A 19142-nucleotide genomic window follows, 5' to 3' on the forward strand; every position below is an offset into this window, starting at 1 on the left:
GTGGTCAGCGGCGGTCGAGGAAGTTGGCGATGTCGTCGGGCAGCTCGAAGTCACTGGCGTCGGCGGACGTGGAGCCGTCACCACCGAAGGCCGACGGCACCTGGCCGGGGGGCGGTGCCTGGTTGCGACGCTCCTCGGCAGCGGCCAGTTGGGCAGCCCGCTTGGCGGGATTACCCGACCGGGCACCACGCTTCTTGTCCTTCTTGGACTGTTTGGCCTGCCGGCCCTTGGACTTCTTGCTACCACCAGGCATACCCGGCATGCCGCCCATCCCAGGCATACCACCCATGCCGGGGAAGCCGCCCATCTTGCCCTGAGCGGCCTGACTCATCATGTCGCGGGCCATGAAGAACCGCTCGACCAGCTGGTTGATCTCACTGACCTGAGTGCCGGAGCCGCGCGCGATACGCGCCCGCCGCGAGCCGTTGATGATCTTCGGGTTCTCGCGTTCCGCCGGGGTCATCGAGTAGATGATGGCCTGGACCCGGTCCAACTCGCGGTCGTCGAAACTGTCCAGCGCTTCGCGCATCTGACCAGCACCCGGCAACATCCCGAGCAGGCTCTTCAGCGAACCCATCTTCTTGACCGCCTGCATCTGATCCAGGAAGTCGTCGAAGGTGAAGTTCTTGCCACCCTTGTCGGACAGCTTGCGGGCGATCTTCTCGGCCTGGGAGGCGTCGAACGCCTTCTCCGCCTGCTCGATGAGCGTCAGCATGTCGCCGAGATCGAGGATGCGTGAGGCCATCCGCTCGGGATGGAAGACGTCGAAGTCGGTGAGCTTCTCACCCGCCGAGGCGAACATCACCGGACGCCCCGTCACCGAGGCCACCGACAGCGCGGCACCACCCCGGGCGTCACCGTCAAGTTTGGTGAGCACCACGCCGTCGAAGCCCACGCCGTCGAGGAACGCGTTGGCGGTGTTGACCGCGTCTTGTCCGATCATCGCGTCGACGACGAACAACGTCTCGTCCGGCGACACGGCATCACGAATGTCCGCGGCCTGCTTCATCATCTCTTCGTCGACGCCCAGCCGGCCGGCGGTGTCGACGACGACGACGTCGAACAGCTTGCTCCGGGCGTGCTCGATACCGGACCGAGCCACCTGGACGGGGTCGCCGACGCCGTTGCCCGGCTCGGGGGCCCAGACCGAGACGCCGGCCTGCTCACCCACCACCTGCAACTGGTTGACCGCGTTGGGGCGCTGGAGGTCGGCCGCGACCAGCAGCGGCTGTTTGCCCTGGTTCTTGAGCCACAGCGCCAGCTTGCCGGCCAGTGTCGTCTTACCGGCACCCTGAAGGCCGGCCAGCATGATGACCGACGGTGGCTGTTTGGCGAACCGCATCCGACGGGTCTCGCCGCCGAGGATCTGGACCAGCTCCTCGTTGACGATCTTGATGACCTGCTGGGCGGGATTCAGCGCCTCGGAAACCTCGGCGCCCCGAGCCCGCTCTTTGATCGCGGCGATGAACTCTTTGACCACGGGCAGGGCGACATCCGCTTCGAGCAACGCGATGCGGATCTCGCGCGCGGTGGCGTCGATGTCGGCCTCGGACAACTTGCCCTTGCCGCGCAGCGTCTTGAACGTCGTGGTCAGACGGTCGGAGAGTGTGGCGAACACGTGGACGAGACCTCACGTTTGGCTGAAGGCAGGTGTCTGGCAAGGGTAACTCACCGATGCCCGCGCGGCAGAACACCCGCGCCGCCCTCTCTCATGATCATGAACACTTTGCCGTGTGATAGCACGGCAAAGTGTTCATGATCATGAGAGAGGTGGGCGGCGGGGCACCATCGCGATCAGCACACATCCGAGTAACGCGAACCCGGCGAACAGGTAGAAGTTCCACTGGTAGCCGAGGGTGCTGGCCACGATGAAGCCACCAAGACTGGGGCCGGCGATCGCACCGAGCCGCCCGGTCCCCAACGACCAGCCGAGTGCACTCGCCCGACTGCCATCCGGGTAGTGCGTAGCAACGTAGCCGTTGATGAGGATCTGCGTCCCGGTGCCGGTGCCAGCGGCTGCCACCAGCACGAAGACCAACCCGTAGGGCAGGTCCGCGGACAGGCACACGATGGACCCGGCGGCCAGCAGGAACGCCCCGACGGCCACCACCTTGACGCCGATCCGGTCCGCCACGTGGGACATCGCCACGGTGCCCACGATGCCGCCGATATTGAGCGCCAGCAGGAAGCTCAGCGAGCTACCAAGCCCGTGTCCGGCGTCGTTCATGATCTTCGGCAGCCACGTGTTGAGCCCGTAGACCAGTAGCAGCCCGCAGAAGCTGGCGGCGGCGAAGATGAAGGTCGCGGCCACGTACCGCCGGGCGAAGAGTGGGCGCATCGCGGTGGTCAGACCGCGCCGGGCCGGGCCACCCGACTCCGCCGGTGGGCTGCTCGCGACGTCGCCTGGTGTGATCCCGTACTGGGCCGCGAGCCGCGCCGCCTCGTCGTGCCTCCCGGCCGCCCGGAGGAAGGTGATCGACTCCGGCAGGTACCGCCAAGCGATGGGAACGACGGTCACCAGCGGTAGCCCACCGAGCAGATACATAACCCGGAAGTCGGTGTCCGGCAGCAGCGCCATCCCGACCAGCGCGGAGAGGATCGCGCCGACGAAGAACCCACTGAACATCAACGCGTTGTTGAGCTGACGACGGTGCCGCGGTGAGTACTCGACGGTGAGCGCCACCGCCGTCGGGACCACACCGCCGAGACCGATACCGGCAACGAATCGCAGCAGTCCGAAGACCTCCGCGTTCGGCGCGGCGGCGGTCGCCACCATCGCCAGCGAGAACCAGATGACCGAGAAGAGCATGACCTTACGGCGGCCGAGGATGTCGGTCACCGCTCCGACGACGAGCGCACCAACCAGCATGCCGATCAGCGCGTAGCTGCCGATGACGCCGGCCTGATCAGGGGTAACCCCCCACTCGTCGAAGGCGAGGATCGACGGGAGGGTGGTGCCATAGACGACGAGATCGTAGCCGTCGAAGACGATCGTGACGAAGCAGATGAGCACAGCGAAGCCAGCACTGCGCTGGCCCGCCGCGGGTCGCGCGACAGTCGTTCCCTGAGACATGTCCACGTCCTTTGCCTGGGCGAAATCTGGGTGAAGTGTCGGGTTCCCCGAATGGGGATGGACGCTCGCGGCGCGGCGGCCCCGGGGAGCGCGTCATGATGGAGGTCACGGACCGGTCAGATCAGGTGGAGGCAGCGGACCGATCGAGCGGCAAACGGGCTCAGTCGAGGTGCTCTTCTCGGTAGATACCGAGGGCGCGATGCACCGGCTCGTTGGTGTAAGACATCAGCAGTACGTCGTCGCTGCGCGAACCGTTGATGTGCCGATGCCCCACCCAGCCGGGTATCGCGAAGACGTCCTTCTCCCCCCATTCCAAGACCTCCCCGTCGACCTCGGTACGCCCGGAACCGGACACCACGTGATACACGGTGCTGGAGGTGTGCCGGTGGGCCGCGCCGTTGAACCCGGGCCTGAGGCGGGCGATCCGGCACGAGATGGTCGGCATCACCGGACCACCGGTGTGCGGGTTGGTGTATTCGAGGAGCACGCCGTCGTACCGGCTGCCGTCGGCGTCGTCTCCGATGCTGGCCAGCGCCCGTTCGGTTTCGGTCCACGGATAGTTCCCGATCGGTGAGTTGACCGGGTCCGGCTGGATCCAGAGCGGGTTGAGGCGGCCGTGAATGAACTGCCGGTGTGAGATGTCGTCGGGCCGTTCGGCTGGCTGGCTTCGCTGGCCGTACAGCTGGAAGAAGCCGGCTTCGAGAGCGTTGATCAGGGGGTAGTCGAGGCCGTCGAGCCACATCATCGGGCCGTCGCCCTCGTGGTAGTGGTCGTGCCAGTGCCAGCCCGGTGTGAGGAGCAGGTCACCGGGGCGCATATGGACCCGTTCGCCGTTGACGGTCGTGTAGGCACCTTCACCCTCGATGATGAAACGGAACGCGTTGGCGGTATGCCGGTGCGCCTGGGCGGTTTCACCAGGCAGGATGATCTGGATGCCGGCATACAACGAATTCACGGTGGCCGGCGGTTCGGTCATTCCGGGGTTGACCAGCATGAGCACCCGCCGCTCGGCCTCCTCCAGCGACAACGCGCCGGCGAAGTGCAGCATGTGCGGACGTAGCGCCTGGTAGTTCCAGACATAGGGGACGGCTTGGTTCTTAGGCGCTTCCGCGAACAGCTCGCCGAAGTACTGCCACAGCGGCGAGGTGCCCAGCGCCTTGACGGCCTCGTAGTGGTCGACCGCTGGGGTGACGGTCTCTGCAGACATCGGTTGTCCTCCTGGGGTGTGAACTGGTGGCGTTAAGTGAAACAGATGATTGACCGAACGTCAATGATATGTTTCGATACGTGCATCTTCCCACCACCAATCCCGGTGATCGTCGCCAGCTTCTGGTCGCTATAGCGACCCGATCTGGGGTTTGATCACGGGGCGGTTGGCGACATGAACGAGGAGGTCACGGACGTGAAGGTCCGAATCATCGGTGGTGGCCCCGGTGGGCTATACCTCGCCGCCCTCGTCCGCGAGGCGGTACCGCAGGCCGACGTCGTGGTGTTCGAGCGCAACCGGCCGGACGAGACCTACGGCTTCGGCGTTGTCTTCAGCCAGCCCACCCTGCGGCACCTCCGCGAACACGACCACGCCGGCTTCGAGCGCTTGTTCTCCCCCGCGGTCCGCTGGCCCGGCATCGACATTCACATCGGTGGGCGGTCGTGGCGCTGCGGCGGGCACGGCTTCGCCGCCATCGAACGCCGGCTGCTCCTAGCCGAACTGGCCGAACGGGCACGCCGTGCAGGTGCCGAACTCCGCTACGAAACAACCGTCGACCCCGGCTCGGCCGAACTCGCGGACGCCGACGTCGTGGTCGTCGCCAACGGTGCCAACAGCGCCTGGCGCACTACCTACGCCGGCCAGCTCGGCGCCACCGTGGACACCGCCACCGCGAAGTTCATCTGGTTCGGCACCACCCACGTCTTCGACGGGATGACCTTTCTGTTCGAGGAGAACGAACACGGATGGTTCGCTGCCCACGCCTATCCGTACAGCCCCGAGCGCAGCACCTTTGTCGTCGAGACCGACCACGCCAGCTGGCGGGCAGCAGGTCTCGACGGGTTCGACACCGAGCAACCTCCCGGGCCATCGGACGCCGTGAGTGCCGCCTACGCCGAACGTCTCTTCGCCCGGCACCTCGGCTCCGGCCGCCTCGTCGTCAACAACTCACGCTGGGCCAGCTTCCGTACGGTGCGCACCGGCAGATGGATCATCGATGACCGCACCGTGCTGCTGGGAGATGCCGCACATACCGCGCACTTCTCGGTGGGCTCCGGCACCAAGATGGCGATGGAGGACGCCCTATCGCTGGCCGGACACCTCACCGCCGCCGCCACCGGCCACATCAGCGTCGGCGCGGCACTACACGCCTACCAAGCCGACCGCCAGCCCGAGGTGCGCCGGATCCAAGACGCGGCCCGGCCAAGCCTGTCCTGGTGGGAACATTTCGGCGAATACGCGACCCTTCCGCCCGCACAGTTCGCCCTGCATTTCCTGACCCGCAGCGGCCGGGTCGGCCGACACCGGCTCCAGCGTTCGGACCCGGAGTTCCTCGGCGACGTGCTCACCGAACTACTGGGTGATGCCGACGCCGCCGCGCTGAACCGCCCGCTCACGCTGCACTCCGGGCATCCCCTCCCCCATCGCCTGGTGGCCCTCGATCCGGCGGGAGGCGGACGCGCCTCGGCGAACAGCGACGACGCCACGCCGCACCTAGCTGACCTCGGCTCCAGCATCGCTCCCGGTCACGTCGCACATTCCAGTGTCGACGGGGGCGCGGCCAGGGTCGCCTGGTGTTGTGCACCGGCGGATCCGGCCGCGGTGCCAGCGTTTGTTGAGGCACAGACGTCAGCGCTGCTGTCCGCGGATCTCATCGTCGTCGAGGCGGCCGACGCCGACGAGTCCGGTGGCCCAGGGGTGGACGCCCAACTAGCCCAGCAGCGAGTGGCCGAGATACTCCGGCTTCGTCTGGGCCGGACGGTCGCCCTCGTCCGACGCGACATCACCGCCGACGACGCCGCCGCGCTCGTCCTCGCCGGCCGGACCGATCTGATCGCGGTCCCGACCCTCCGCGTGGCCGAACTGCTGGCCGACGACACCGGCGACGCATCGCCCGCCGCCGCCCTCACCCCACCCACCCGAGACGAGGTGCGATGACCACCACCCACCACACGTCCACCGGACCCGCCGCTTCATCCGAGGTCAACGCTGGTCCGCTCGCCGCGTTCGTTCAGCCCCGCGCCATCGCCGTGGTGGGCGCGTCGGCGGATCCCACCAAAGCCGGCGGCGCGATGATCCGCTCCCTTGACTGCTACGACGGGCCGGTCCATCCGGTCAACCCACGGGCCACCGAGATCCTCGGGCGTTCCGCGGCCGCTACCCTCGCCGATATCGACGGGCCGGTGGACCTCGCCGTCGTCGCCGTCCCACCACCCGTCGTTCCTCAGGTGTTACGCGACTGCGCCGACGCCGGAGTCTCGGCCGCCATCGTGTGTGCGGGCGGGTTCGCCGAGTCCGGACCCGACGGCGAACGGCTGCAGCACGAGGTGGCGGACATCGTCGCGGCCAGTGGCCTGCGGCTGCTCGGACCTAATACGTCCGGGCTGCTCGTCCCAGCTCACCGGCTGTTCGCAACCTTCATGCCGGGGGTCGCCGACCTGCCGGCCGGCGGGCTGGCGATCGTCGCCCAGAGCGGTGGGGTCAATCTGGCGTCGGCGTTCCTGGCCGCACGTCTCGGCGTTGGAATCAGTCTCGCCGTGGGGCTGGGGAACGCGGTCGACGTCGATACCGTCGACGTGCTCGACCACGCCGCCGCTGACCACCGGACAACGGCCATCGCCCTGCACATCGAAGGGGTCGACGACGGCGCCGCGCTGATGGCGGCCGTCGAACGGGCCAGCGCGATCAAACCGGTGGTTGCGCTCAAGGTCGGGCGGGCCGACGTCAGCGAATTCGCCCGCTCGCACACCGGTGCGCTGGCTGGCGACTGGGCGGTGGCCGCCGCGGCTTTGGAGCAGGCCGGCGCGGTAGTAGTGGACTCGTTGACCGACCTGGTGGAGGTCGCCGCGGCGTTGTCGGTCCGCCGGCTGCCCGCCGCTGCCGATCCCGGCATCGGTGTCGTCACCGGGCAGGCCGGGCCGGGGCTGATCGTGGCCGATCACCTCGCCACCACCGGTGTCCGACTGCCGAGCCTCGCCACCCCGACCACCAATCGGCTGGCCGGACTGCTGCCGCCCTTGACCTACCAGCAGAACCCGGTGGACACCGGCCGCCCCGACGCGAGCTTCATGGAGGTGATGCGCACCGTCAGCGCCGACCCAGCCATCGACGCCCTACTCGTGTACGCGCTGCAGGAACCCGTCACCAGCGACATCGCGGAGGCGTTGGCCGACCGAGTCCGCCGTGGTGAACTACCTCCCGTCGTGATGGCGACGGATGGACCCGCCGCGGCGGTCACCGCCCAAAGAGCAACCCTCCACGACGCCGGAGTGCCAGTGGTCCGCGCGCCGGACCGGGCCGCGACCGTCCTGGCCGCCATGGTGACCGACGCGCGTCGCCAGCACCGGCGCGGCCGGACCGGCGGCGAACCAGCGGTCGAGATTCCGGTCGCCCGGCTGAGCGGGGCGGGCGCGCTAGACGAAGACGCCGGGAAGACACTGCTCGGCCAGCTCGGGATCGCCACCCCGCCCCGGCGGGTGTGCGACACCGTCGAGCAGGCCCGGCAGGCCTGGCGGGACCTCCCCGGGCCGCTCGTCGTCAAGATCCTGGACGCCGAGATCACCCACAAGGCGGCGGCCGGCGGGGTGCGGCTCGGAGTACGGACCGAGGATGAGTTACTCGACGCACTCAACACCACCGCAGCGGCGAGCCAACGGCCCCGGTGGCTGCTCGAACAGCAGGTCGAGCCGGGCATCGAGGTGATCGTTGGTGGTACCCGCGACGCAGCGTTCGGCCCGATGGTCCTCGTTGGCGCTGGTGGCACCGGGGTCGAGTGGGGGCCGGCTCCGGTACTGCGGCCCGCCCCGCTGAGCAGCGCCGACGCTGACGAGCTGGTATCTGGGCTGCCTCCGGCGCTGCTGCTGGATCTCCGGCCAGATCGCCGGTCCGAACTGGCGGCTGTGGCGCACACCATCAGCTGGCTGCTCGCCGGACACCCGGAGATCACCGAACTCGACATCAACCCCCTGCGGGTCACGGCCGCCGGATTGATCGCCCTCGACGCCGTCATCGTCGTCGACGAAAGCACCTCCGGCCGCGACACCAACACCCGGCCGCCCAGCTGACCGACCGCGACCTCTTAGCCCCAGGAGAACCAGAATGAGACTCGCCCGATTCGACGGCGACCGGCTCGGCCGGCTCGACGGTGACCAGGTGGTGGACGTTTCCGACGCGGTCATCCCCCACCCTGATGGCGGACGGCTGCATGGGTGGATCACCTCGGTCGCCGCCGGCACCACACCGTCGTCGCTCGCTGCCGCCGACGGCCCCCGTCGTCGCCTCGCCGACACCCAGCTGACCTGCCCACTCCCAGCGCCCCCAAAGATCATCGCCGCGCCGGTGAACTATCTCGATCACAAACAGGAGATGCGAGTCGAGCACACCGTCGCCAACCTGGGCATCTTCCTCAAGGCCCGGACCAGCGTCATCGGGCCCGGCGACACCGTCATGCTCCCGTACACCGATCAGCGATTCGATCAGGAGGGTGAGCTGGGCGTTGTTATTGGGCGGCGAGCCCGCAACGTTCCGGTCGAGTCAGCCATGGACGCGGTGTTCGGCTATACGTGCCTGCTCGATATGAGCCTGCGCTCGACCGAAGACCGGTCCACCCGCAAGTCATTCGATACCTTTACCCCCATCGGACCCTGGGTCGTCACCGCCGATGAGATCCCCGACCCGGCCGCACTCGGGCTGCGCTGCTGGGTAAACCAGACGCTGCGCCAGGACTGCTCCGTCGCCGATCTCGTCTTCGACGTGCCGACGCTGGTGGCCTACGCCAGCTCGGTGATGACCCTCGAGCCGGGTGACGTCCTCGCCACCGGCACCCCGCAGGGTGTGGGTCCGGTAGCCGATGGTGACCACATCACTCTCGAGATCGACCGGGTCGGCCGGCTCGACGTCGCCGTATCCAGCCGCGACGCCATTCCGTATGCTGCGCGGGTCGGCGCGGCCAGCACGGGACCACGAGGAGGATCTAATGGGTGATACGGTCCGCGACGGATTCGTCGCCTGGCCTGCCGAGCTAGCCGCCGAGTATCGCGCGAAGGGCTGGTGGAGCGGAGAACTCCTGGGGTCGCTGCCGGACACCTGGGCGCAGGCCCGAGGCGGCGCACCAGCTGTCGTCGAAGACGGCCGGGTGGTCACCTTCGGCGAGCTGGCCGCGCAGGCTCGGGTTCTCGCCAGCCGTCTACATGCGCTGGGGTTACGCGGCGGCGCCAACGGTGACCGGGTGATCGTCCAATTGCCCAACACCACCGAGCTGATCGTGCTGGTGCTGGCATGCACCCGGGTCGGCATCGTCCCGGTGCTCGCCCTGCCGGCACACCGGGAAACAGATCTGCAGCACCTGATCGACGCTTCCGGGGCGCGGGGGATCGCCGTGCCACAGAGCTTCCGCGGTTTCGACCACGCCGGGCTGGCTCGGAGACTGGTCGCGGCGACGCTGAGTCTGGAGCATGTGCTGGTGGTGCCGGACGCCGACAACCCGGTGATAGACGAGGGCCACCACGACCTGCGGGAGTTATGCGCTCAAGGTGGCGCCGCTGATGCGGAGATCGGGGCCGGCGAGCTGCCCCGGCCCGACCCGTCCGACGTTGCACTGCTGCTGCTTTCCGGTGGCACCACCGGTACGCCGAAGCTCATCCCACGGACCCACGACGATTACGTGTACAACATCCGGGCCACCGCCCAGGCCTGTGAGTTGGGTGCGCACACGACCTTCCTGGCCAGCATCCCCATGACCCACAACTTCGGGCTCGGCTGCCCGGGCGCACTCGGGGTGCTCGACGCCGGCGGGCAAGTGGTGGTGGTACCGAGTCCGGAGCCGCAGGCCGCGCTGCGGGCCATCAGCGACCACTCCGTCACCGACGTGGCCGCCGTACCCGCCGTCCTCCAACGGTGGATGGACGAAGTGCGCGCGTCGGGCCTAGCCCTGCCGAGCCTGCGTGCGATCCAGGTCGGCGGAGCCCGGCTCGCCGAGGAGGTGGCCCGGGAGGTCGGACCGGTGTTCGGTGCCACACTCCAGCAGGCGCTCGGTATGGCCGAGGGCCTCATCAACTACACCCGGCTCGACGACCCGGTCGATATCGCCTGCACCACGCAGGGGCGGCCGGTGAGCCCCGGCGACGAGATCCGCGTCGTCGACCCCGACGGCCGCGACGTGGCCCCCGGTGACGTGGGTGAGCTGCTGGCCCGCGGCCCGTACACCATCCGAGGCTACTGGCGAGCGCCGGAGCACAACGCGGTGGCGTTCACCCCTGATGGCTGGTATCGCAGCGGCGATCTCGTCCGTATCCATGCCAGCGGCAACCTTGTCGTCGAGGGCCGGGTCAAGGACGTCATCAACCGCGGCGGCGAGAAGATCTCCGCCGAAGAGGTGGAGAACCTGCTCTACGGCCTGCCGGGGATCGCCCGGGCGGCGGTGGTGTCCGCCCCTGACGACGTACTCGGCGAACGGGTGGCGGCTGTGGTTGTGCTCGGAGACGGCGGCCGGACGTGGACACTGGAGGCGATCCGCACCGCGCTGGCCGAGGCCGGGGTCGCCCATTTCAAGATCCCGGAGCGGATGATGATCGTCGACGAACTCCCCCTCACCAAGGTGGGCAAGGTGAACAAGGTGGAGCTGCGCCACATGGTGGCCAACTCCGCCTGATCGGCACGGGCCCACGCCGGGGTGAACGCGTGGAGGGTGTCACACGCCGGCCGTGGCCCGCTGCTCGGTGATGTCGCGGTAGAAGCTCATCGCCTCGTCCTCGAGCGAGGAGAAAGCAGCGAGGAACGCCTCATAGGCAGCGAGTGCTGGCCAATCGTCCGGCAACAGCTCACCCGGCAACTGCGGATCGCGGAAGGGGAATTTGCGGTACTCGTGGACCAGCTTGGTCCGGGTGGTCATCGCCGATGCCCCAGTGAGCGCCCCCGGCCCGGCGGCAAGAATGTCGGTACACCGCGCGGTGAACGCTTGGTAGTCCGTGGCCAGGCCGTCCAGGTCCCAGCACTGGGCGGCCCGCTCCAGGTCGGTTCGCTGCCCCTGACTGGTAGCGGCGAACAGATCGAAACGGGCGCTCTTCACCGCCGCCAGTGCCGCTTCTGCGTCGGCGAGCCGATCATGCGGCGATACCCAGGTGGACGGGGCAAGCTGCCCGAAACCCAGCCACGACAGCTTCGCCTTCAGCCGAACCCGCGCCGCCCGGTCCTTCTCCGGCACGCTGAAAATGACCATGTACCAGGTGCCCCGCCAGCTCTGCTCGACGGGCCGCTGCATGATCCGCTCCAGACCAGAGTCGAGTAACTCCCAGCCACGTTCTGAGGGGGTGTAGATGCTGCTGCGCCGGTCTCGCTCGACGTCGAACCATCCCTCTCTGGCCAGCCGGGACATCACGACGCGCGCGGAGTCGGGAGGGACGTCGAAATGGCCGAGCACGGCGGCCAGCTTCTGCAACGAGATCCGCCCACCGTTCTCCCGGACATAGTCGCCGAACACGTCGAAGACGATGGAGCGCGCACGCACGTCGTTCCTCCTCAATGGCTCATCACCACTCTAGAGGGTCGCCGGCCCGCCTTCCTTGCGTCCTGCGGCCGGTGCCCTGGGGTGCACGCTGCGCAGGACGCAAGGAAGGTTAGCGGAACTGCCCGAAGTCGGGGTCCCGCTTCTCGGTGAACGCTTTGGCGCCTTCCATGCCCTCGTCGCTCTGCGTGAACAGCTCCAGGCCGTCGAACGCGAGGTGGGAGATGCCAGCCAGATGATCCGTGTCGGCGTTGAACGAGTGTTTGAGGAACCGCAGTGCCGTCGGCGAGTAGCCGGCCATCTTTCGACCCCAGGCCAACGCCGTCGGGAGCAGCTCGTCGGCCGCCACCACCTCGTTCACCAGGCCCCACCGTTCCGCCGTCGGCGCGTCGTACAGGTCCAGCAGGAACCAGATCTGCCGGGCCCGCTTCTCGCCGACGACGCGGGCCAGGTAGGCCGAGCCGAAACCCGCGTCGAAGGAACCCACCCGTGGTCCGGACTGGCCAAACCGGGCGTGTTCGGCCGCGACGGAGAGGTCGCAGAGCACGTGCAGGACGTGCCCGCCGCCCACGGCCACCCCGTTGACCGCGGCGATCACCGGCTTGGGCACATCCCGGATCATCCGGTGCAGCCGCTCGATCTCGAACGTTCCCCACTCCGTCTCGCCGTAGCTCCCGGTCTCCGCCCGCTCCTTGACGTCGCCGCCAGCGCAGAACGCCTTCTCGCCGGCCCCGGTGAGTACGATCGCGGCGACGTCTTTACTGGCCCAGGCCGTCTTGAAGGCGGTGATCAGTTCATCGACGGTGCGGCCCCGGAAGGCGTTATAACGCTCCGGGCGGTCGATGGTGATGACGACGACCCCGCCGTCGTGTACCTCATATCGGACGTCGGTGAACTCGTCGATCCTCATCGTCTCTCCTCCTGACTGGTCCAACCCCGGGCCGCACTGTCTCCTGTGGATCGCGGTCCTTTACACGCGGACCACCACGGCCAGGCCCTGGCCGACACCAATACACGCCGCTGCTACCCCTACACCGCCGCCTCGGCGCCGCAACTCCCGAACACAGTCGACGATCACCCGCGGCATGGACGCACCCAACGGGTGCCCGAGCGCGATGGCCCCGCCGTGTGGGTTGACCCGGCCGGGGTCGATCCGCGGTTCCTGGTCGAGGACCGACAACACCATCGCGGCGAACGCCTCATTGATCTCCCAGACCGCGACGTCTCCGTAGCCGATGCCAGCCCGGTCCAGTGCTCGTTCGATGGCGGGCACCGGAGCCAGACTCCACCGGTCCGGTTCGACGCCCACCGCCGTCGTCGCCACTATCTCGCCCAGCGGTTCGACGCTGATCCGGGCCGCGGCGTCGGCGGTCCCCATCAGCAGGGCGATGGAGCCGTCGTTGATCGGCGAGGAGTTACCCGCCGTCACGGTGCCGTCGGCGGTGAACGCCGGGCGCAACGCCCCCAATGATTCGGCTGTACTACCCGGCCGGATCGACTCGTCACGTTCAACGACGCTGCCGTCGGGCGCGGTGACCGGGTGGACGTAACTGTCGTGCAGCCCTTTCTCCCAGGCCTGGTGGGCGAGGGTGTGCGAGCGCAGCGCCCACTCGTCCATGGCGGCCCGGCCGATGCCGAGTTCGGTGGCGACCCGCTCGGCGGCCTCTCCGAGTGGGCGTGTCCAGCTGTCCGGGAATGCCGGGTTGACCATCCGCCAGCCCACGGTGGTCTGGTGCAGTTCCATCGACCTGGGCAGGGCGTCGTCGGGTTTTTGGAGGACGAACGGTGCGCGGCTCATCCCCTCGACGCCGCCCGCGACGGCTAGATCCATGTCGCCGGCTCGGATCGCCCGCGATACCTGCGCGACGGCCTCTCCCCCGGAACCACACAGCCGGTTGACCGTCACACCCGGCACGGTGACCGGCAGTCCGGCCAGGAGCACAGCCATCCGGGCGACGTCCCGGTTGTCCTCGCCGGCGCCGTTGGTGTCGCCATAAACAACGTCGGCGATCTCGGCCGGATCCAGCTCTGGATGGCGCCGGACTAGCTCGGCCAGCGGGACCGCGGCGAGGTCGTCCACTCTGATCGCGGACAGGCCCCCACGATGCCGGCCGAACGGAGTTCGGACCGCGTCGAGGAGCAAAGCACGTGTGTCCTTCATATGACGCCATCTTGACGGTCGTCACCAACACTTGACAAGGTGTTCACGTGGAAGAATCTCGTGTGTGCTTGATCACCGGCGGTGGCCGGGGCATCGGCGCGGCCGTCGCTCAGCGCCTGTCCGCCGAAGGCCACCGTATCGCCTTAACCGCGCGGTCCGAGGCACAATTGGCGACCGTCGCGGCGTCGCTGCCCGGTGAATCGCTGACCGTGCCGGCCGACCTCACCACCGACGGAGCCGTCGACGACGTGGTTGGTGCGGTCGAGCGGCACTGGGGCCCGGTGGAGATCCTGATCGCCAACGCCGGGGCCGGAACGTCGGCCCCCATCCCGAAGATCACCGAAGCCGACTGGCAACAGATGCTCGACCTCAACCTCACCGTGCCGTTCCGATGCGTACGCCGGGTGCTGCCATCGATGACGTCGGCGGGATGGGGGCGGATCGTCGTCGTCGCCTCCGTCGCGGCCAAACGCGGCGAACCGTACATCGCCGCCTACACCGCGGCCAAACACGGGGTCCTCGGCTTGGTACGTGCCGCCGCCGCCGAGACCGCCCGCACCGGCGTCACCGTCAACGCGGTCTGCCCCGCCTACGTCGACACCCCAATGACCGACGCATCCGTGCAGGCCATCGCCGACAACACTGGACGCACACTCGAAGACGCCCGGGCCGCACTGGAGCGCAAACAGCCCATCGGCCGGCTGATCACCACCGACGAGGTCGCCGATGCGGTCGCCATGTGCCTCGGCAACGCCGCCATCACCGGGCAAGGCATCAACGTCGACGGGGGCGCCGTCCAGTCATGACGTCGTACCCGTACTAACACCTGACCAACACCACATACCCGACGAGACCCTCAACGAGACCAACGACGAGAGCCTCAGCGGATCGACGACGAGGGGACAAACCGGGTGACCAGCGAGAAGGGGATGACGGCGTGACCCACGAGATCATCCGACCACCCGACCTGGCGACTCCATCGGGATTCGCCCACGCGGTGGTCAGTACGGGCGGACGCACGGTGTGGCTAGCCGGGCAGACAGCGCTGGACGCCGAGGGTTCCATCGTCGCGGCCGGCGACGTCGTCACGCAGATGGATCAGGCGCTCGGCAACCTGCTGACCGCACTCGACGCCGCGGGCGGCCGGCCCGAACACCTGGTGAGCATGACCATCTACATCGTCGACGTCGAGGACTACCAGTCCCGTGCCCGCGAGATCGGCGCAGTGTGGCGCCGCCGGATCGGCGCCCACTACCCGGCGATGGCCGGCATCGGCGTGGCCCGTCTCTGGGACGCCGACGCGTTGGTGGAGGTCGCCGGCGTCGCCGTCATCAACTGACGCTTGGCGCACCCAGGACGGCGCGCGGACGACAACGTGCGCAGAACGGCGTGCACAGAACGGCGCGGCGGACGGCATGGGCAGAACGGCGCGGCGGACGGCATGGGCAGAACGACGCGGTGGACGCGCTGCCGATCAGATGCACACCCCGCTACCGCACACGTATGCCGCGCATCTGATCGCCTCCACGATCCGGACGGGCAACGATCAGATGCACCAACCGTGCTGTCCACCGCCGTTCACACACCTGATCACTCCTTGGGGTTGGGCGAGCTGCCCGGTCACCCGTTCAAGGGGCGCCGACGACGGCGACCGCCGCACCGTGCGCGATGGTGAACCGGACGATCGCCAGATGCCGGCACAACATCGCGCACTTCGCTACCGCCAGATGGGGTTAACGCCCGAATCCGGCGCTTAACACCATCTGGCGGTAGCGAAGTCCGGGACAGGGCAGCCCGGTCCTCACCACAAGGGAACCGTGTTGATTGCCAGGACGACCACAAGGAGGCTTACTGCGGCATCCGCCCCGGACACAAGGACGCCTACTGTCGCCAGAGCGACCACAAGGAGGCTTACTGCACCCACCCGCGCGCCGTAAGGAAGCTTGTTGCGCCCAGCCGAGGGGGGCGCCACCAACCACGGCGAGACCAACCCGGCAAGACGAGTGCGATGGGCACGGTGGACGCCCTGACGATCAGATGCATGCCGTGCTACCGCACACGTTTGCGATGCATCTGATCATCGACGCATCCGCATCGTGAGACGCGATCAGATGCACCACACTGCGCCGCCCACCGCCGTTCACACACCTGATCGCCCCCACGAAAACGATCAGGCGCCAAAACGGAGATCAGGTGCACAACGGGGTTAGGGGGTGGCGCTGTCGAGGTAGGAGCGGGCCGGGCCGGCCAGCCGCTCGCGCAGCTCGAAGAAGAGCTCCGCCGCCGCCGCGCCCTTCCACTCCGCCGGTAGCAACTCCGTTGGCAGGCCCGGATCCAGGTACGGGAGTCGCCGCCAGGCGGTGAGTGTGTAGGCATAGTCGCTGAACGCCGCCTGGGCGTCGACGCTCTCCGCCGCGCGCCACCGGTCCAGCACGGGTTGCCATGCGTCCAGGTAGGCCGCATAGGACTGCTGGAGCTGCTCGAGGTTCCACCACCGGCCGATCTCGTCACGGAGGTCGGCGAAGGCGAGGTATCGGGCGTCGAACAGGTCGACGTAGTCGGCAAGGCCGAGCCGGACCAGGACGTCACGGGCTTCGTCGGCGAGGTGTCCCGGGGCGACCCACACCCCTGGGGCGACTGTGCCGAAGCCCAGCCAGGCCAGTCGGGATCGCAGGGTGTGGCGGTGTGCTCGGCGGCTCTCCGGCACGCTGAAGATCGCCAGGACCCAGCCGTCGTCCGGCTGGGCGGCTCGGCGGTCGAAGATGCGCCGGTCGCCTTCACGCAAGATGGCGCGGCCGTTCTCGGAGAGTGCGTAGCCGGCCGAACCGGCGTGGCGCTCGGCGACGAGGATGCCGCGCCGTTTGAGCCGTGAGATGGACGAACGCACGGCGGGTTCGTCGACGCCGAGTGCTCCCATCAGCCGGATGAGTGCGGCCACCGACAGCCATCCGCCCACGTCACGGGCGTAGATGCCGTAGATCGTCACGATCAGCGACCGTGGTTGGACCGGTCGCGCCCCTTGGGTGTCGTCGAGTTCGTCGACTGACACGGCTATCGAGTCTTCGTGCACATCCGTCACGATAGCGACATGTCTGATCCTCGGAGTGTTCTGACCCGCCCGGCGCCCGCACCAGATCTGACGGTTCGGTACGGGCCGCTGCCCGATCACGTCGCCGATGTCCGTCTGCCGGCGCCCACCGACCCGCACTCGCCGGCGCCGTTGGTGGTTGTCATCCATGGCGGTTTCTGGCGGCACCGTTACGACCGAACCCATACCGGTCCGCAGTGCGCCGCCCTCGCCGCGGCCGGGTTCGCCGTCGTCGCCATCGAGTACCGCCGCACCGGCGGTGGGGGCGGCTGGCCGGAGACGTTCGACGACGTGGCCCTTGCACTGGACACCGTGCCGGAACTCGTCGCCGAGGCCGCACCGGGCCGGGTGGACACCACCCGCGTCGTCCACCTGGGCCATTCGGCCGGAGGGCACCTCGCGGTCTGGGCGGCCTCGCGGACCCGGCTCCCGGCCGAGTCCCGATGGCGGCGACACGATCCCGATCCCGCATTGCGCGGCGTGGTCTCCCTGGCCGGTGTGCTGGATCTGGCGGCCTGTGCCGACGCCGATCTCGATGACGGCGCGGTACGCGCGCTGCTGGGCGGCGACCCGCACCAGATACCGGAGCGTTACGCCGAGGCCGATCCACTTCAGCTGACTCCGCCCGGGGTACCAACGGTGCTGATCCATGGCACCGATGACGACCGCGTCCCACCCGAGTTCAGCACGCGGTACGCTGCGAAGGCCGGACATCAGGCAGACATGGTCTCCCTGCCCGGTATCGAGCATTTCGGGGTCATCGACCCGCTCTCCTCGGCCTGGCCGGAGATCGAGCGACAGGTCTCAGCTTTGTTGCGTGCTATTGACGACCGCTAGCCACGCGCGATATGACGTGTGTCTCACGTTGTCACCACGAGCACCCACCGCGGAGGCGGCCATGCAGACTCCACGTCATCTCACGAGGGCGCGATCCCGCGCTCTCCCACCACTCATCGCATGTTGCGGCCTCGCCCTGACCCTCACCGCCTGCGGCGGCTCCAGCCTCGGCAGTGAGGGATCCAGCGACGGCGACGACGGGCCGGTGCGCATCGGCCTACTCGTCCCGCAGTCCGGCATCTACACGTCACTCGGCGACGACATGAAGAACGCCTTCGAGATGTACGTCGACCTCAACGACGGCCAGCTCGGCGGTCGCGACGTCGAGGTCATCCTGGCCGACGAGGGCGAGACCGCCGACTCCGGGCAGGCCGGAGCCACCAAACTGATCAAGTCCGACGACGTCCACGCCGTCACCGGAGTGGTCAGCTCGGCGGTTATGAACGCGATCAAGGACATGGTCGAGGACGACGGCGTTCCACTGGTCGGCTCCAATGCCTCCCCCACCGACCTCGTCGACGTCGATTACATCTGGCGCACGTCGTACGTCAACGACGAGCCCGGCATCGCCCTCGGCGAGCACGTCGCCAACACCGTCGACGGGCCGGTCTACCTGATCGCAGCCGACTACCAGGCCGGCAAGGACGAGATCGAGGGCTTCAAGGAGACGTTCCTGCCGGCCGGCGGTGAGGTCGCCGACGAGGTCTACACCCCGTTCCCAGCCACCACCAACTTCCAGCCCTACCTGGCGCAGATCCAGTCCAGTGACGCCGCCGCCGTGTTCACCTTCTACGCCGGCGGCGCCGCCGTCGACTTCGTCAAGCAGTACGACGACTACGGCCTGGCCGGCAACATCCCGCTGTACGCTCCCGGCTTCCTCACCGAAGGCGGCGTGCTACCCGCCCAGGGCGCAAGCGCGGAGGGCATCTTCACCTCGATGAACTACTCGGCCGACCTCGACACCGAACTCAACAACGAGTTCGCCAGCGAGTACGTCGAACGCTACGATCTCGAACCCACCACGTACGCGATGGCCTCCTACGACGCCGCGGCCGTCCTGGACCAGGCGATCGCCGCCGTCGACGGGGACCTCACCCGGGACTCGATCAACGACGCCATCGCCGGTCTCGGCGAGATCGATAGCCCACGCGGCCCATGGCGGTTCAACGACGGCGGCACCCCCGTGCAGACCTGGTACCTGCGTGAGGTCGCCGACGTCGACGGCGACCTGAAGAACGTGGCCATCGGCGAACTCGGCGAGCTGGGAGACTGACC

General features: G+C 68.3%; 15 protein-coding genes. 8 read left to right on the top strand and 7 right to left on the bottom strand.

The features are described 5' to 3' along the window. Positions 1 to 4: 4 nt before the first annotated feature. The 3 genes from ffh to G8760_RS13300 form a co-directional block, all read right to left on the bottom strand. A complete protein-coding gene (ffh, locus tag G8760_RS13290; RefSeq protein WP_166351736.1) occupies positions 5 to 1618 on the bottom strand; it encodes a signal recognition particle protein in 1614 nt (537 codons plus the stop codon). 141 nt (positions 1619 to 1759) lie between these two features. Continuing rightward, positions 1760 to 3073 (bottom strand): MFS transporter, encoded by a 1314-nt coding sequence (locus G8760_RS13295; protein ID WP_166351738.1) that lies wholly within the window; start codon positions 3071 to 3073, stop codon positions 1760 to 1762. A 160-nt stretch (positions 3074 to 3233) separates the two neighbouring features. Beyond that, positions 3234 to 4280, bottom strand: coding sequence for a cupin domain-containing protein (locus G8760_RS13300; protein ID WP_166351741.1), 1047 nt, complete (start codon positions 4278 to 4280; stop codon positions 3234 to 3236). Between the two features lie 174 nt (positions 4281 to 4454). On the opposite strand from G8760_RS13300, the gene G8760_RS13305 reads away from it, so the two are divergent. The 4 genes from G8760_RS13305 to G8760_RS13320 are packed head-to-tail and all read left to right on the top strand — an operon-like array spanning position 4455 to position 10929. Next, positions 4455 to 6218: an FAD-dependent monooxygenase gene (locus G8760_RS13305; protein ID WP_166351743.1), complete on the top strand. Its 1764-nt coding sequence runs from the start codon at positions 4455 to 4457 to the stop codon at positions 6216 to 6218. Continuing rightward, positions 6215 to 8344, top strand: a complete 2130-nt coding sequence (locus G8760_RS13310; protein ID WP_166351745.1) for an acetate--CoA ligase family protein — start codon at positions 6215 to 6217, stop codon at positions 8342 to 8344. The genes G8760_RS13305 and G8760_RS13310 overlap by 4 nt, the downstream gene beginning before the upstream one ends. Positions 8345 to 8378: 34 nt before the next feature. Continuing rightward, entirely contained in the window at positions 8379 to 9263 is an 885-nt protein-coding gene (locus G8760_RS13315; protein WP_166351747.1) for a fumarylacetoacetate hydrolase family protein, read from the top strand. Then, positions 9256 to 10929 carry a (2,3-dihydroxybenzoyl)adenylate synthase gene (locus tag G8760_RS13320; protein ID WP_166351749.1) on the top strand — a complete coding sequence of 558 codons (1674 nt, stop codon included), beginning with the start codon at positions 9256 to 9258 and terminating at the stop codon, positions 10927 to 10929. The genes G8760_RS13315 and G8760_RS13320 overlap by 8 nt, the downstream gene beginning before the upstream one ends. 39 nt (positions 10930 to 10968) lie before the next feature. Here G8760_RS13320 and G8760_RS13325 read toward each other — a convergent pair whose 3' ends face one another. The 3 genes from G8760_RS13325 to G8760_RS13335 form a co-directional block, all read right to left on the bottom strand. Beyond that, on the bottom strand, positions 10969 to 11784 hold the full coding sequence (locus G8760_RS13325) for a PaaX family transcriptional regulator (protein WP_166351751.1): 816 nt from the start codon (positions 11782 to 11784) through the stop codon (positions 10969 to 10971). A 109-nt stretch (positions 11785 to 11893) separates the two neighbouring features. Further along, positions 11894 to 12691 (bottom strand): enoyl-CoA hydratase-related protein, encoded by a 798-nt coding sequence (locus G8760_RS13330; protein WP_207782316.1) that lies wholly within the window; start codon positions 12689 to 12691, stop codon positions 11894 to 11896. 60 nt (positions 12692 to 12751) lie between these two features. Next, positions 12752 to 13942 (bottom strand): thiolase family protein, encoded by a 1191-nt coding sequence (locus G8760_RS13335; protein WP_166351753.1) that lies wholly within the window; start codon positions 13940 to 13942, stop codon positions 12752 to 12754. A gap of 47 nt (positions 13943 to 13989) precedes the next feature. Between G8760_RS13335 and G8760_RS13340 the strand changes: the two genes are divergently transcribed. Together G8760_RS13340 and G8760_RS13345 are read left to right on the top strand one after the other, a co-directional pair. Next, positions 13990 to 14748 (top strand): SDR family NAD(P)-dependent oxidoreductase, encoded by a 759-nt coding sequence (locus G8760_RS13340; RefSeq protein ID WP_207782317.1) that lies wholly within the window; start codon positions 13990 to 13992, stop codon positions 14746 to 14748. A gap of 131 nt (positions 14749 to 14879) precedes the next feature. Further along, a complete protein-coding gene (locus tag G8760_RS13345) occupies positions 14880 to 15281 on the top strand; it encodes a RidA family protein (protein ID WP_166351755.1) in 402 nt (133 codons plus the stop codon). Between the two features lie 867 nt (positions 15282 to 16148). Here G8760_RS13345 and G8760_RS13350 read toward each other — a convergent pair. Beyond that, the gene (locus G8760_RS13350; RefSeq protein ID WP_246222538.1) at positions 16149 to 17012 is read right to left on the bottom strand and encodes a PaaX family transcriptional regulator; all 864 of its coding nucleotides are present in this window, start codon (positions 17010 to 17012) and stop codon (positions 16149 to 16151) included. A gap of 18 nt (positions 17013 to 17030) precedes the next feature. Between G8760_RS13350 and G8760_RS13355 the strand changes: the two genes are divergently transcribed. Both G8760_RS13355 and G8760_RS13360 read left to right on the top strand, forming a co-directional pair. Further along, a complete protein-coding gene (locus tag G8760_RS13355; RefSeq protein ID WP_166351757.1) occupies positions 17031 to 17867 on the top strand; it encodes an alpha/beta hydrolase in 837 nt (278 codons plus the stop codon). Between the two features lie 61 nt (positions 17868 to 17928). Then, on the top strand, positions 17929 to 19140 hold the full coding sequence (locus G8760_RS13360) for an ABC transporter substrate-binding protein (protein WP_166351760.1): 1212 nt from the start codon (positions 17929 to 17931) through the stop codon (positions 19138 to 19140). Positions 19141 to 19142: the final 2 nt, after the last annotated feature.

Origin of the sequence: Phytoactinopolyspora limicola (assembly GCF_011320225.1) — a bacterium.
Lineage (GTDB): Bacteria > Actinomycetota > Actinomycetes > Jiangellales > Jiangellaceae > Phytoactinopolyspora > Phytoactinopolyspora limicola.

Coding starts and splice junctions, on each gene's coding strand:
- G8760_RS13295 (WP_166351738.1), bottom strand. CDS start 3,073: ATGTCTCAGGGAACGACTGTCGCGCGACCCGCGGCGGGCCAGCGCAGT.
- G8760_RS13300 (WP_166351741.1), bottom strand. CDS start 4,280: ATGTCTGCAGAGACCGTCACCCCAGCGGTCGACCACTACGAGGCCGTC.
- G8760_RS13305 (WP_166351743.1), top strand. CDS start 4,455: ATGAACGAGGAGGTCACGGACGTGAAGGTCCGAATCATCGGTGGTGGC.
- G8760_RS13310 (WP_166351745.1), top strand. CDS start 6,215: ATGACCACCACCCACCACACGTCCACCGGACCCGCCGCTTCATCCGAG.
- G8760_RS13315 (WP_166351747.1), top strand. CDS start 8,379: ATGAGACTCGCCCGATTCGACGGCGACCGGCTCGGCCGGCTCGACGGT.
- G8760_RS13320 (WP_166351749.1), top strand. CDS start 9,256: ATGGGTGATACGGTCCGCGACGGATTCGTCGCCTGGCCTGCCGAGCTA.
- G8760_RS13330 (WP_207782316.1), bottom strand. CDS start 12,691: ATGAGGATCGACGAGTTCACCGACGTCCGATATGAGGTACACGACGGC.
- G8760_RS13335 (WP_166351753.1), bottom strand. CDS start 13,942: ATGAAGGACACACGTGCTTTGCTCCTCGACGCGGTCCGAACTCCGTTC.
- G8760_RS13355 (WP_166351757.1), top strand. CDS start 17,031: ATGTCTGATCCTCGGAGTGTTCTGACCCGCCCGGCGCCCGCACCAGAT.
- G8760_RS13360 (WP_166351760.1), top strand. CDS start 17,929: ATGCAGACTCCACGTCATCTCACGAGGGCGCGATCCCGCGCTCTCCCA.